The sequence below is a fragment of the Microcoleus sp. A006_D1 genome (assembly GCF_036702805.1).
Lineage (GTDB): Bacteria > Cyanobacteriota > Cyanobacteriia > Cyanobacteriales > Microcoleaceae > Microcoleus.
Genome location: NZ_JAUBVZ010000008.1, coordinates 255,518 through 269,594 on the forward strand (window position 1 = coordinate 255,518; position 14,077 = coordinate 269,594).

The 14,077-nt window shown below is 46.6% G+C and carries 14 protein-coding genes; 3 read left to right on the forward strand and 11 right to left on the reverse strand.

Annotated elements, in window-relative coordinates:
- Nucleotides 1–88 precede the first annotated feature (88 nt).
- From QUB68_RS17125 to QUB68_RS17165, 9 genes are all read right to left on the reverse strand, one after another.
- Nucleotides 89–829, reverse strand: a complete 741-nt coding sequence (locus QUB68_RS17125) for a peptidylprolyl isomerase (RefSeq protein WP_332994632.1) — start codon at nucleotides 827–829, stop codon at nucleotides 89–91.
- Nucleotides 830–910: 81 nt separating this feature from the next.
- A complete protein-coding gene (locus QUB68_RS17130; RefSeq protein ID WP_332994634.1) occupies nucleotides 911–2,722 on the reverse strand; it encodes a calcium-binding protein in 1,812 nt (603 codons plus the stop codon).
- 140 nt (nucleotides 2,723–2,862) lie between these two features.
- On the reverse strand, nucleotides 2,863–3,111 hold the full coding sequence (locus QUB68_RS17135; RefSeq protein ID WP_332994636.1) for a hypothetical protein: 249 nt from the start codon (nucleotides 3,109–3,111) through the stop codon (nucleotides 2,863–2,865).
- A 127-nt stretch (nucleotides 3,112–3,238) separates the two neighbouring features.
- A complete protein-coding gene (locus QUB68_RS17140; RefSeq protein ID WP_332994638.1) occupies nucleotides 3,239–3,502 on the reverse strand; it encodes a hypothetical protein in 264 nt (87 codons plus the stop codon).
- Nucleotides 3,503–3,615: 113 nt separating this feature from the next.
- The gene (locus tag QUB68_RS17145; protein ID WP_332994642.1) at nucleotides 3,616–3,879 is read right to left on the reverse strand and encodes a hypothetical protein; all 264 of its coding nucleotides are present in this window, start codon (nucleotides 3,877–3,879) and stop codon (nucleotides 3,616–3,618) included.
- A 541-nt stretch (nucleotides 3,880–4,420) separates the two neighbouring features.
- A complete protein-coding gene (locus QUB68_RS17150; protein WP_332994645.1) occupies nucleotides 4,421–4,876 on the reverse strand; it encodes a HetP family heterocyst commitment protein in 456 nt (151 codons plus the stop codon).
- 4 nt (nucleotides 4,877–4,880) lie between these two features.
- Nucleotides 4,881–5,015: a hypothetical protein gene (locus QUB68_RS17155; RefSeq protein WP_332994647.1), complete on the reverse strand. Its 135-nt coding sequence runs from the start codon at nucleotides 5,013–5,015 to the stop codon at nucleotides 4,881–4,883.
- 4 nt (nucleotides 5,016–5,019) lie between these two features.
- Nucleotides 5,020–6,822: an HlyD family efflux transporter periplasmic adaptor subunit gene (locus QUB68_RS17160; RefSeq protein WP_332994649.1), complete on the reverse strand. Its 1,803-nt coding sequence runs from the start codon at nucleotides 6,820–6,822 to the stop codon at nucleotides 5,020–5,022.
- Between the two features lie 216 nt (nucleotides 6,823–7,038).
- Entirely contained in the window at nucleotides 7,039–10,215 is a 3,177-nt protein-coding gene (locus QUB68_RS17165; protein WP_332994651.1) for an ABC transporter transmembrane domain-containing protein, read from the reverse strand.
- A gap of 573 nt (nucleotides 10,216–10,788) precedes the next feature.
- Between QUB68_RS17165 and QUB68_RS17170 the strand changes: the two genes are divergently transcribed.
- Nucleotides 10,789–11,331: a PadR family transcriptional regulator gene (locus tag QUB68_RS17170; protein ID WP_332994654.1), complete on the forward strand. Its 543-nt coding sequence runs from the start codon at nucleotides 10,789–10,791 to the stop codon at nucleotides 11,329–11,331.
- A gap of 40 nt (nucleotides 11,332–11,371) precedes the next feature.
- Here the strand turns inward: QUB68_RS17170 and QUB68_RS29980 are convergent, their stop codons facing one another.
- Nucleotides 11,372–11,548: a hypothetical protein gene (locus QUB68_RS29980; RefSeq protein WP_442923099.1), complete on the reverse strand. Its 177-nt coding sequence runs from the start codon at nucleotides 11,546–11,548 to the stop codon at nucleotides 11,372–11,374.
- Nucleotides 11,549–11,793: 245 nt separating this feature from the next.
- Between QUB68_RS29980 and QUB68_RS17180 the strand changes: the two genes are divergently transcribed.
- Together QUB68_RS17180 and QUB68_RS17185 are read left to right on the forward strand one after the other, a co-directional pair.
- Complete coding sequence (locus QUB68_RS17180) at nucleotides 11,794–12,096, forward strand: UPF0175 family protein (protein ID WP_332994656.1); 303 nt, start codon at nucleotides 11,794–11,796, stop codon at nucleotides 12,094–12,096.
- Nucleotides 12,089–12,433, forward strand: a complete 345-nt coding sequence (locus QUB68_RS17185) for a type II toxin-antitoxin system RelE family toxin (protein ID WP_332994659.1) — start codon at nucleotides 12,089–12,091, stop codon at nucleotides 12,431–12,433. Before QUB68_RS17180 ends, QUB68_RS17185 begins: the two co-directional genes overlap by 8 nt.
- A gap of 172 nt (nucleotides 12,434–12,605) precedes the next feature.
- Here the strand turns inward: QUB68_RS17185 and QUB68_RS17190 are convergent, their stop codons facing one another.
- Nucleotides 12,606–14,021, reverse strand: coding sequence for a leucine-rich repeat domain-containing protein (locus QUB68_RS17190; RefSeq protein WP_332994661.1), 1,416 nt, complete (start codon nucleotides 14,019–14,021; stop codon nucleotides 12,606–12,608).
- Nucleotides 14,022–14,077 lie beyond the last annotated feature (56 nt).

The window sequence follows — 14,077 nt, forward strand, 5'->3', positions numbered from 1 at the left end:
GATAATTGATTGATAGGAGGGGGAAATGAGAATTAAACAAGTAGCTGTTTGGACTCATGTATAGGTTTCTCTGCACTCCGGGCGCACCCTACATTTTAGAATTATACAATAAATGGTTGACCTCATTAGCCAGCCATTCGTTAAACATATTGTGCAATATTTCTTGATACCGTTCAGGGGTTAATTCCGCCTGGATAAACTTTTCAACCATGAACAAGTGATATCCTCGCTCTGTTTCAATGGGACGAATCACTTCTCCGGGTTTAGCGCTAAATACGGCCACCGCTATGTCTGGTTTTAAACCCCACCGATAAACCTTGCCTTCGCAACCGCATAAATGCCGGCGATTTTCGTCAATGTCGTAAAGGTGAGCAGCATCAAAAAAGCTGATTTCTCCTTCTTGAATTTCATAAAATATTTCTTGGGCAAGTTGTAGGTTGGTAACAATTATTTGATAAAGAATTATTTGATCGAATTGCAATTTGCTTTGCACAAAAATCTTTTCTACTTCTTTGGCAAATAAGTGTTCTGCTAATTTTTGGGAGAGAATTCGATCGCAAATTCCGGCCTCTAAGTCTTCTACGGAAATCATCTGATCCGCCAGCCAAGCAATCGTATCCGCTGCTTTCTCTAGACGCTTCTCGCGCCGGAGTTGGTCGCCCACAACTTGAATTTCTTCGGGAGTTACAGTTAACCCCCGTTCCCCGGCTGCTTTGTCAATAACTTTTTTCTGCAAAACTTTTTGACAAAATGGCTTTAATTGCAGCTCTTGTCTGAGTAGTTCGATGATTTCACTTGATTCAATCAATGGCTGGGAACCGTCCTTCATCTTTCTCTCAACCTATCTAACTTTATTAAACTCATCCCCCGATGCTTGCTGCCGGGGAATTCGCGTTAACGGTTAGGTTAGCTACAAGATGTTATTTGGCAAACTGATAAAATCAGCATTGCTCAAAGTTGTTGCACCCGCTGCGTTAACTGTTCCCAAAACAACGGCTAAAATTCGATCGCCATTATTTGAACTAAACTTGACCAAAGTCACGTCTGCTATACCGTCACTGTCAGTGTCAAACGCCACCAGTACAATGTCTGTGGCAGAAAGTCCGCCTGTCAGCCCAATTTTATCACCTTCAGCGGCATTGAAATCAACGAGTCGATCGGCTAAAAATAGATTAGCCACAGAACTCGTTGTCTCCGGCCTAAATGCAAAGGTATCAGCCCCGCTACCTCCAATCAATGTATCGATGCCGAAGTCACCGCAAAGAAAATCGTCGCCGTTGCCGCCAATCAGCAAATCTTGACCTCTTCCTCCCCGCAAAGTGTCGTTGCCATCGCCTCCGTCGATCGCATCATCACCTCTGTTACCTTTAACAATATCATCGCCGCTACCTGCAAAAACGCGATCGAACCCGCTACCGCAAGTAATCACATCGATGTCGCTCGTGCCCAGCCAATATCCGCCGCCGTTACTGTCGTAGGTGACAGTTAATTCCGCAGGATTGTTTTCTGGGGCAGTAATTTCTGGGGCTGGGGTTGTATCAGCATTGCTGTTGTTGGTACTGTTATCGGGAAGTGCGGGAAAATTGCTGGTAGCGTTATCTGTTGGCTCAGCAATTATCGTACTCTCACCACCACCACCGGTACTGTCTGGAGACAAATTAGAAGGACTTGAATTACTAGAAGTGCCGCCAGTCACCGAAGCAAATGGCGCACCGCCATTATTGGACGGTGTTGGAGTTGGTGCGGGTGCTGGTGTTGGAGTTAGCCGTATTGGTATTGTTATTGGCGCTGGTGTTGGTGTTGGTGTTGGTGTTGGTGTTGCTGTTGCTGTTGGCGCTGTGATATTAATTGCCGGTGCAGACTCTGTGGCAGCCGCAGCAGGTGCAGGTGCAGGTGCAGGTGCAGGAGTAGGTGCAGGAGTAGGTGCAGGTGCAGGAGTAGGGGCCGAAGCTGTGGCGCTAGTAGTCGGGGGAGTAGATAAACCGCTGCTAGCTGAGGCACTCGCATTACTAGAAGTGCCACCGGGAGCCGATGCTGTCTGAGTGCTGCTGCTGCTCCCTGTCGGAGAAGTCGCTGTCGCGCTGCTGGTGCTGCTCGCACCGCTGCTGTCTCCTAACGGCGCAGGTGTTGGTGCAGGCGCAGGCGCAGGCGTTGGCGCAGGCGCAGGCGTTGGCGCAGGTGTTGGCGCAGGCGCAGGCGCAGGTGTTGGTGCAGGTGTTGGTGCAGGCGCAGGCGCAGGCGCAGGCGCAGGCGCAGGCGCAGGCGCAGGCGCAGGCGCAGGTGTTGGTATGGGCGCAGGTGTTGGTGTTGGCGCAGGCGCAGGTGCTGCTGGAACCGAAGCTGTGGCGCTAGTAGTTGGGGGCGCGACTGTAGAAGCACTCGCAGCAGCGCTGCCGCTGCTCGATGTAGCCCCCGCAGCATAAGCAGTCTCACTACTGGTACTGCTTCCCGTCGGGGAAGTGGCTGTCGCACTACTTGTACTCCCTGCACCGCTGCCGGAAGTGGATGAGTTGGACTTGGCTAAACTGCTGCTGCCTCCTGAAGCCGCGCTGGGAGTAGAAATTTGAGAAGTGTTCGCTGTTGCGGCTGATTCTGAAGATGCTGAATAGTTAGTAGGTTCATTACTACTTGCAGTAGTTCCACCCGCTAACCAGCTAGAGCCGCTGGGACTGCTGCTACCAACCGTTAGGGTAGGAGGAGCAGATGCGTCTAATTGAGGCATCGCTGTTAATCTCCTTAAAATTTGTTTTAAGCTTAATAAATCAACTGAATATTGCTGTGGGTCAAAGCAATGGAGCTATACATTTTTATTGTGATTTTCTTCCCCCATCGAGCTCATATAACTTATTTGATTTCTAATATTTAGGGAAAGTTGTTTGGGAACTTGGGAAATGACGGCGGAGTGTAGGCGATCGCAAATACCTGACCGTAACCAACCGCTAGAGAACCACCGTAAGGCGAAGATATAGCCCAAGACTGAGAATTAGCAGCAGTTAAGGTTAATGCACCGAACGCTGAGCCGAAAACACTGATATCGGCTGAAGCAAAACCGCCAACAATATTGCCTTCGTCAGAAATTTGATCCAAATATGTCAAATCCTCAATACTCATTAATTTTTACCTCTATCTGATTACTATTCTTGGATCAGGCAGGAATTTTTACTAAACTGTGTATGTCTATCGTGCCGCTGCTAGCAGTTCGGACTTATTCAACTAGCAGCGGGCGACTGATTCCAAATTAATTGGAAACCGATACAGAAAATGCACCGGATGAACTCGACCAAGGAGACGTATATGTGTTGGTAGCTGCCTTGGTAAATGTGCCATAATAACCGTAAGCACCGGCACCTGCATCTGCTGCTGCTACGTGACCAATTGCTAGACCAGCAGTCAGCGAAATGAAAGAAACTTGGCCGTAAATGACATCAACTTCATAAAAACCGCCGACTACGCTGGTGGCTTCGGAAACAACTTCTACATGGTTCAAGTCTGAGATAATCATGGGTTTTTTTCCTTTAATATTCTAGGTTTTGTTTTGACTGAAAAACTGTGTAATTCTATCGTTCCGCTGCCCGCAGTTCGGACTTATTATACTAGCAGCGGGCGACTGACTTTCTAATTGGAAACCGATACAGAAAATGCAGCGGATTGACTCGACCAAGGACTCGTATATGTGTTGGTAGCTGCCTTGGTAAATGTGCCATAACCGTAAGCACTGGCACCTGCATCTGCTGCTGCTACGTGACCAATTGCTAGACCAGCAGTCAGCGAAATGAAAGAAACTTGGCCGTAAATAAAATCAGCTTCATAGAAACTGCCGCCTTCTATTCTGGTTGCTTCGGAAACAACTTCGACATGGTTTAGGTCAGAGATAATCATGGTTTTTGTCCTTTTAATTGAGTGGTTGTTTGAAGCAACCTTGTTTTCTTTCGATGTACCTAATATATCTGGACTAATTAGAGCTGTGTTGCCAATTTGGCAGATTTGTGGAAATTAAAATGTAAAGTTAAATTCATGAATATTTGTGAATTGTTTGTTCAAAAGCTACAGAAAATCGATGTATTTTGACATTCAAAAACCAGCCTCGTTTTATACTCTATTAACGAGACTGGAAGATTGTAGTATTTGGCTTAATTGATAACTTGTATAGACAAAGACTGCCCATGCAAAACCCTATAAATTACAGGTCAGTTTGTCTTCTTTTACCACTTAACAAATTATCAGGTACGCTCGCCACACCGTGTTGCCATTTTGGCAGATTTATCTTAAATCAGAATGTAACGATAACTTGATGAAATTTTGTTAAGCTCCGGGCAGAAAAATGTTGTGTGGCTACTAAAAAACCCGATCGCCCGCAGCGAGTCAACCAAAAACAGGTACACTCGATGCTAGCAACCGGGTTATCGCGCGATCGACTAAATTACATTCCCGCAAAATTAAACCAGCGCGTCTTAAATCCCGCAAAAAATCCTTGATTGTCAACATCAACCGCCGGCGACGAGATATTTGAACCTTCGCCGCCGACTTGGGCGACAAAACCTGCGCTATCTGAGTACAACTCGCTAACAGCCTGAGTTACATAACCACCTCGAACTCCGGCTCGTTTTTCCCGCGCCACTTCCACATAATCTAAATCCGCAATTTTGCCCAGCGCCGACTGAGTTTCTGATTTCCTCGTTTGGGTATTTTCCTTGAGCAAGCGGTTAGAAGTGCGGTATGGAATATAGTCGAGAGGGTTGTAACCCGTACACCGCAAAAGCAAAAAACAAGCCCAAGAATACTTTCCTGCCAAAATCGCTGAAATTATCTCATCCAATTGTTCGGGTTTGATACCAACTTGAGAATGATTGACAGAATGGTGAAATTGCGAATTCATCGTTTTATCCTGTTTTGTGTAAAGTGCAAATTTGTTGACAACTGCCAACTGCCAACTGCCAACTGCCAACTGCCAACTGCCAACTGCCAACTGCCAACTGCCAACTGCCAACTGCCAACTGACTACTGACTACTGTCAACTGACTACAAACTCATGCCGCCTTTTTGTAGTTGCTTGAGCGGATCGAGCAAAATGTCGGCTATGGAGCGCTGGCGGATCACAATTTCCGCAGTAGCTGTCTGGCCAGCTTTGAGTTTCCAGGTTTGATTGTTGGCTTTCACTGAATCTCGATCGATACTAACTTCCACCCGGTAAAAAACACCCAATCGCTCGTCTGTTTTGGCATCCGGCGAAATTGATACAACTTTTCCCGCAATCACGCCGTAATTTTGATAAGGAAAAGCATCGAATTTCACTTGTACCGGCATTCCGAGTTTGACAAAACCCGCTTCTCGATTTGGCAAACTGACTTCCAGCACCAGAGGAGCGTGATTCGGAGTCATTTCTGCAATAGTTTGACCTTGTTGCACTACTTCGCCGATGTTGTGAATGTTGAGCGCGGAAATCACTCCGCTGACTGGTGCGTAGAGAAATCTTTGTTTGAGCTTATTTTTGGCTTGAGCGAGCAGGGTTTGGGTTTCGGCAATTTTGGATTTGACTTGGTTTAATTCCATTTCCAACTGCTGAACTTTTTGCTCTTTTTCTAACTGCATTTGGCGCGCTGCGGCTTGTTTGCTGGCGGCTTCGGCTTGCAGCCGATCGACTTCTGCGAGTTGTTCGGTTAATTGGCCTTGCATTTTGCCGATCGAGCTCGTGCGATCGCGCAAACCTTGCTCAACCTCAAACAGCCTTTCCTTAACCTGAGTTGTCTCAGAAAGTTGACTCCTGATCGCAGCACTTTGCCTGTCGCGCACGGTTTGCTCAACCTCAAATACTCGATCGTCAGCCTGAGTTGTCTCCCCCAACTGGCTTCTAATCACCGCATTTTCGCTTTCCCGCAGAGCTTCCTCAGCTTGAAACAATACATCTTTTGACAGCGCTCCCTCATCTACCAAAGGTTTGAGTCGCCCGATCCGCTCTTTGTGAGCCGCTACTTTTGCTCGCAATTGTGTCAGCAAGTCTTGACTCTTATTTTGCAGCGGTTTCACGCGATCGCGCCTCGCCTCTTGAGAAGTGATATCAGTTTTCAGTTGCGACAACAGATTTTGTGCCTGCTTTTCCAGAGGTTTGATCTGTTCCTGCCGCGCTTTCTGAGACACTACATCTGCGTGCAATTGCTCGATTTGAGACTGCGTGGTGGCGAGTGTAGCGCGCGATCGGTCGATCGCAGCTTGGGCCCCCCGCTTGTCCGCCGCAGCAATCGCGAGGCTCGCCTGAGCTTCCAGTCGAGTTCTCTCGATCGAACTAATCTGCTGTACCAATTGAATCTGATAAGCGTCCAGAATTTTATCGAGACGCTCCACCTCGCTGGAAGCCGTTTCCGGGTCTAATTCCGCCAATAATTGTCCAGCTTTGATTTTTTGACCTTCTTTGATCGCGAGGTTAATAATTTTTCCCGGCTCAGTCGGATGAATTTTGTAAACAGCACCTTTGGGAACTAATTTGCCCTGAGCGTGGCCGACTTGATCGATTTTGCCCAAAGTAGCCCACGCTCCAAAAGCTACGGAAAAAACCAGTCCTCCTAAGATCAACCGCTGGGGAAAAGATACTGGCGGTTGGTCTAGTACCGAATGCAAAGAAGTAGACCAATTATCAACATCAGGCTGCCGAAACTTTGCCGGATAGATATATTCATTAGTTTTAGAAGAGCGATTTTTGGATTCGACTACTTCTAAAGAGCGGTCTGTTTTTCTGGCTTCGTTTTCTTGCCTTAAAGCTACGCCCCCATAGACTTCAGCTATCTCATCGGGAGCGGTGCTTAATTCTTTGCCATCTTGTGAAACCATGATTCTTACTCCAAATAGGGCATTGGGCATTGGGCATTGGGCATTGGGCATTGGGCATTGGGCATTGGGCATTGGGCATTGGGCATTGGGCATTGGGAATTGGTAATGGGGAATCGGTAATTGAAAATTATCGTTAGTCTTGTGTTGGTTGCTAATGACAACTGTCAACTGACAACTGTCAACTGTCAACTGTCAACTGTCAACTGTCAACTGACTTTAAAGATCGAGCTGTTGCTGAGCGAGGTGATAGTAAAGTCCGCGTTCGACCATTAATTCGTCGTGGTTGCCTTGTTCGGCTAAAATGCCTTTGTCTAGAACCAAAATTCGATCGGCATTCCGCACCGTAGACAACCTGTGAGCGATGATAAACACAGTGCGATCGCGACTAATGCGAGCCAGATTTTGCTGGAACCTGCGCTCAGACTCCGTATCCAGCGAAGAAGTTGCTTCATCCAAAATCAAAACTCGGGGATCGCCCAACAAAGCACGGGCGATCGCAATTCGCTGCCGCTGGCCCCCAGACAAACTCGTTCCCCTCTCCCCCACAGGAGTTTGATACCCCAGCGGCATATCTTGAATAAAAGCGTGAGCTTCTGCTAACTTCGCAACTTCGATCGCCTCTTCCAAGCTTGTAGAATCAGCAAATCTTCCTTCCTCCCCTTGACTCGCGGGGGTTTGAAAATTTTTGTACAGCGTAATATTTTCCAAAATCGTTCCCGAAAACAAGAAACAATCTTGAGGGACAACACCCAACTGAATTCGCAGCGACTGCAAAGAAATATGCCGAATATCGTGGCCGTCAACCGTCAGCCGCCCTTTTTCTGGATAATAGAAACCTTGCAGCAGCTTCACCAAAGTGCTCTTACCAGAACCGCTGCGGCCGACAATTGCCACAGTTTCCCCAGCTTGCACCTCAAAGCAAAGATTTTGCAGCGTATTGCGTTCCTCATCCTGAGAATAGCGGAAAGAAACATTGTCAAACTTGATGGTTCCATGAATGCGAGGCAGCACCAGCATTGGTTTGTAAGGACTTTCTTCAGCTTGGGCCGAGAATACATCATCCAAACGCTCGATCGACACCAACACCTCTTGAAACTCGTCCCAAAGTCCCACCACCGAAAGCACAGGAGAAATCACACTCCCAATCATCATATTAAAAGCCACAAATTGACCGATCGTCAACTCATCTTGAATCACCAGCATTGCCCCATACCAAAGCAAAGCCGTGCTGCCCAAAGTATTAATCCCACCCCCAACTACCTGCAAAGAATTCGCCAACTTCTGTCCCCGAAACTTAGCATTAATCATGCAGGTTAATTGGTCTTCCCAGCGCCAGCGCATTTCTCGCTCAGCAGCAGTTGCCTTAATCGTCGCCACCCCAGTAATCATCTCCACCAAAGATGAATTTTGTTTGGCACTTTCCTTAAAAATCTCCCGCGATACTTGGCGCAGAAACGGAGTTGCCACTAAAGTCAAAATCACGATCGGTGGAATCAAAGCCAGCACCAACAAAGCCAGACGCCAGTTATAGTAAACCATCAGTGCGATGTAAACCACAGCCATCAAAGCATCCAACCAAGCAGTAATAGCTTGGCGAGTCAAAAACGACTGAATCTTTTGATTTTCCTGAACCCGCGTCAAGATATCGCCCACCTGACGAGATTCAAAAAACTTGATCGGCAAACTGAGAGTGTGACTGATAAACCCGCTAATTAAAGTTAAGTCAATGCGGTTGGACAAATAATCCAGCAAATACTGTCTCGTTGCGCTCAACAGCGATCGCCAAACACTAAACATCAGCAGCCCGATCGCGAAAACGTGCAGAGTGACGATGCTTTTGCTGACAACCACTTGGTCAAGAATTACCTGGGTAAATAGGGGAGTAACTAGGCCAAATAGTTGGATCAGCAAGGATAGTACCAGGATTTGGGCGATCGCAGCCCGATATGGCCAGATTATGCCCAGAAAATTTTTAACTTTAATCCCTTTATGTTCAGCACTGTGATTGCGGTAAAGTTCCGCTGTCGGGTCTAAGATCAGGGCATATCCAGTCCAATTTTCGGTAAATTCTTTAATGCTCATCCACCGCTTGCCCGCCGCCGGATCGGCAACTAAAACCTGTTGATTCTTGAATCTGTAAACTGCAACGTAGTGATTTCCTTGCCAGTGAGCAATCCAGGGATTTTGATTGCGGAGTGGAGTTAAAGAAGCTCGCACGGGACGGGTTTGAAACCCCATCCTTTCCGCTGCTTTTGCCAGACTTTTTAGCGACGCGCCGCTGCGGCCGATTTCCGCCAATTCACGCAAGTAATTCAGGCTGAATTTCTTACCCCAATATTCGCTAATCATGGCTAAGCAGGTAGCTCCGCAATCTGCTGTACTCTGTTGTTGAATGAATGGGTGTCCGCTGCTCAACCATCTGCGCCGCTTAGGTTTGGGAAAACTAATGATTCCCGATCCCGATTTGGGATGCTCGACTGCGGTTAATTTTGACGGCTCAGTGTTTGAGGCAGAGGTGGCATCTTTTGGCGCAGGTACTAAGCTTAAAATCGGAGATTTGCGGATAATTTTAGGGCGAGATTTACTGTCGGAAGTAATTGTGGCTTGGGCGATTTCCCACTGTTCGGAGCTAAGCTGGTAAATTAGCAGGTCTGTTGCGGCTTGCCAGTCGCTCGGTACGCCTGAATGTCCCCAGTTACTGCCGATAATTGGCGGTGCTTGACCTTGAATTTTACCGCTGCGGAGCCAAAAATGATTGGTGGATTTTTGGCAGTGTTCAGCGATGGAAACTCCGGCGGTAATTCGGTTTTCTTCTAGGTAAGGAAGTAAGTTCGGCCACAGAAGCTGTTGTTGGTGGGGAGCGAGCGATCGCAAATCTGTTTGCGTCTTAAAAAATATTAACCACTGTCGCTGTTGAAATTCTTGCTGCAAGTGCTGTTGCAGTTGGGGGAATTCCTCTAAAACAAGCTGCAATTTAGCAGCGTTAATTCGAGCGATTTGGCAGATGCCGGCCGCAATTGCCCTGTAAGGCAGTCCGCTTTCAATCAAGAGGTTGTCAGTCCCAAACAATGCGCCGAGTTCCAGTACAGTCGCCGAAACTTCCTGCTGTTTAGAGGCTTCTACCGCTAGCAGCCTGACTCTGCCCTGGCAAACTAAATAAAAATTGCGATCGCTCTGTGCTTGTTCAACTAAATTGTTGGTATTATCCGGTGTTTGATATTGGGTTATTTCATCTCCGAGCTGAAAATCGCAAATTTCACAGGCTGTATTTAATTTTGCAATTAATGTCGGTTCTGGACTGATTTCCTCCAAGAGTTTCTCAAGGGCTGGAATAGTTGGCAATGAGGCTTGGGAGCGCTCGAAGTAATTTTGTACCCCTAAACTTTTTTTCATAGCTTTCCCTGCTTTCCCTGTTGAATTTTTGTGTCAGATTTCTTGATCGATAACTAACCAGATTCTGCCCAATTTTGAGTTTTTTTTTGAAACCTATCTGGCTGAAAAATACTTGTTGATTTGTGCGTCGAAAACCTCATATTTCCAACATTTTTGACAACTTTTGGGATGTCGGAATTCGGTTTTTTTTCAGGAAAGTGCGGTTATTGCGTAAGTGTTGGTTTCGCTCGCTCTAATCATAGCTCAGAAAATAGCTATATTGGCTACGGTTCAATGGTTATCTTTACACAATCTTTATAATTTAACCGTATAGTCGCGGATAATTGTGAAGATTGTGTGAAGTAAAGCCCAGAACGCTTCCCATTTTTGTACGTAAATACACGTAAATAGCTTAATTAAAGATTAAAAGATTTCAATTCTCGATAATTTGTGCATTCCAGAAGGCTTGATGTAAAGAAATGTTGCTAATTTGTAGCAGAAATTACGCGAATTATTTGAAACTAGCTATTTATCAGATCGCCCTTCAATCAGGTAGAGTTGTGTAGTCCAGACTATAATATCAAAGTGATATAAATGCTTGAATTATCAGCCCTTGGCCTGCTACAGCGACAACCCCTGCACGGCTATCGGCTAAAACAACAACTGGAGCTGTTTATGAGCAGTTACATCAGCGTCAACTACGGAGCAATTTACCCGCTGCTGAAGCGCTTGGAAGAGCGAGGCGAGATTTCGGTAATGGCCCAAGTTGCCGGAGATGGCGGCAACCCGCGCAAAATCTACGACATTACAGCCCAAGGGCGCGAACTCTGGCGAGAACAAATGCTCGAACACCCTCAAGAAAGCTGGGTAAATAGTCGATCGCGCTTCCAAATCAAGTTTTTCTTTTTTGGTGACTTAGAAACCCCAGAAAGAATCAAGTTGCTCGAACACCGCTTGAGAGTCTGCTACCTGCGCCAAGACTACCTAGAGGCTCAACAAACTGAACAGGACGATCGCGTTGACCTCTATCAAGCAGCATCCTGGGAAAGGTGTAAAAGCACCCTCCAGTTTGAAATCCAGTGGTTAACCGACCAAATAGCCAAGGAACAAGGCGCGATCGCAGCAGTGGGCGACTGACTCCCCAGAATCGGCCGACTTCGAGGGATTCTGCCTTTGGTTAATCCTGAAGGTGCAGGTGCAGCCAGTCGCCGCTCGGGAATGCGATCGCGGGGGGGATGGTTGTTTCTACTTTCTTGAGTTTGTTTATGGTGCCGGTGCTGTATGTAGTGATTGTCTCGACTCGCGATCGCGTTTTGTAAAGCGATCGCTCGCAACATCCGCCCCATGATGACACAAATTTGGATGGAAAAACGGCTCCCCGCGAGGAGGTTGAACGCGATAAAGTAGCACCGTTTTAAGCGCCCGATCGGCCATGAGAGGAGTGTTCCAAAGGGTGAATGGAATCAGGCAGCAAACAAACGCTACTTTTCCTTTCACACTTGGCAAGATTTGGCAGATTTAGCTAATAATTGCGCTCTGGTAGGATTGCCAAATTGTGAAACTTAAAGATAAACTAGAAATTAAAAAGTACCTTAAATCATGCAAATTACGATCGACCTTCCCGACAATCTCCCCCTGACTGAAGCCGATGTGCGGATAGAATTGGCGATCGTACTTTATCAGCAGCACAGCCTCCGTCTAGATAAAGCCACTCAACTCGCTAAAATTTCAGCGGACGATTTCTACCAAATATTAATCGATCGCCATATCGTCACCCCGCCAGCAGATCCCGATGACGAACCTGCCGAACTCATACTAGCCAGCCTCCGCAACTCTATGCAGCAAATTAAAGAAGGTAAATTACATCCTATTTCCGAACTCTGGGATGGCATTGATGACTGACGAGATACCCCAAATCCAGATTGTCTTTTCCGATGAGTTCAAAACACGACTTCGCACCCTCATTAAACGCTACCGAAGCATCCGCACCGACATACAACCACTACTTAATGAACTCCAGTCTGGCAACTTTATCGGCGACAAAATCCCCGGAACTGGTTACACTGTATTCAAAGTCAGACTGAAAAATAGTGACATCCAAAAAAGCAAAAGTGGCGGATACCGAGTTATCTATCAACTCAGGGGCGATACCTACATCTTACTGGTCGTTATCTACTCCAAGTCAGACCAAGATGATATCCCAGCAAATCAAATTCGAGACATTATCGATCGCATTTAAAAGACCATCAAAATTAAAAAGTACCTTAAATCATGCAAATTACGATCGCCCTTCCCGACAATCTCTCCCTGACTGAAGCCGATGTGCGGATAGAATTGGCGATCGGACTCGATCGGCACCACAGCCATCGCGACTAAAGCATTTAAGTGCGATCGGGCATCATTTTCAAGTTTTATGGTTTGGATAGTGGTTCCCACATACAGATAGAGGCTGGTTTGAGAGGGCAAGTCTTGGGAGCGATCGGATTTCCGCTGAGTAAGAGAAAAGTCAGGTTAGTCAAGGATGCTAGCGGTTTGATGTCGCTAATTTGATTGTTGACGAGCCAGAGATCGGTCAGGTTAGTCAAGGATGCTAGCGGTTTGATGTCGCTAATTTGATTGTTCTTGAGTAAGAGAAAAGTCAGGTTAGTCAAGGATGCTAGCGGTTTGATGTCGCTAATTTTATTTCCTTCGAGGCGGAGCTCTCTCAGGTTAGTCAAGGATGCTAGTGGTTTGATGTCGCTGATTTGATTTTTGTCGAGGTAGAGATCGGTCAGTTTAGTTAAGGATGCTAGCGGTTTGATGTCACCGATCTGATTGTTGATGAGGTAGAGCTTCTTCAGGTTAGTCAAGGATACTAGCGGTTTGATGTCACCGAGCTGATTGTTGACGAGTTCGAGATCGGTCAGTTTAGTTAAGGATGCTAGTGGTTTGATGTCGCTAATTTGATTGTTGACGAGGCGGAGCGAAGTCAGGTTAGTCAAGGATACTAGCGGTTTGATGTCACCGATCTGATTGTTGACGAGGCCGAGCGAAGTCAGGTTAGTCAAGGATGCTAGCGGTTTGATGTCACCGATCTGATTTCCTTCGAGGCTGAGCGAAGTCAGGTTAGTCAAGGATGCTAGCAGTTTGATGTCACCGATCTGATTGCTGCTGAGGTCGAGCCGAGTCAGGTTAGTCAAGGATGCTAGCGGTTTGATGTCGCTAATTTGATTGTTGACGAGGCGGAGCGAAGTCAGGTTAGTCAAGGATGCTAGTGGTTTGATGTCGCTGATTTGATTTTCGTTGAGGTCGAGCCGAGTCAGTTTAGTTAAGGATGCTAGCGGTTTGATGTCGCCGATCTGATTGTTGACGAGTTCGAGATCGGTCAGTTTAGTCAAGGATGCTAGCGGTTTAATGTCATTGATTTGATTGCCAATGAGGCCGAGCGAAGTCAGGTTAGTCAAGGATGCTAGCGGTTTGATGTCACCGATCTCATTGTTGGCGAGGATGAGCGAAGTCAGGTTAGTCAAGGATACTAGCGGTTTGATGTCGCTGATTGGATCGTAGTACAGTTGTAGTTCCGTGAGAAGAGAAAGTTTTCGATCGGCCGCATCGCAATCATTAGTCCCTGCTTTCTCCAACAGCACATCAACAGTATATTTGGTTTCAGGATTCAAATTAGCTTTTTGGCGACACCAATCAGCAAATGTTCGTCTACTATCTTCTGGTTGCGTCTGTGCAACTTCGGCTCCAAGTACATTTCCACATGATGCTACGATCGCACTCAAAGCAACTACTATTAACTTTCGTAAATTCATGTATTTCTGTCCAACTATAAATTTCATCATCTGATATCCCTAATTTTCTGAATAAACAACGGCAGGTTGGCAAACTGTCACGACAC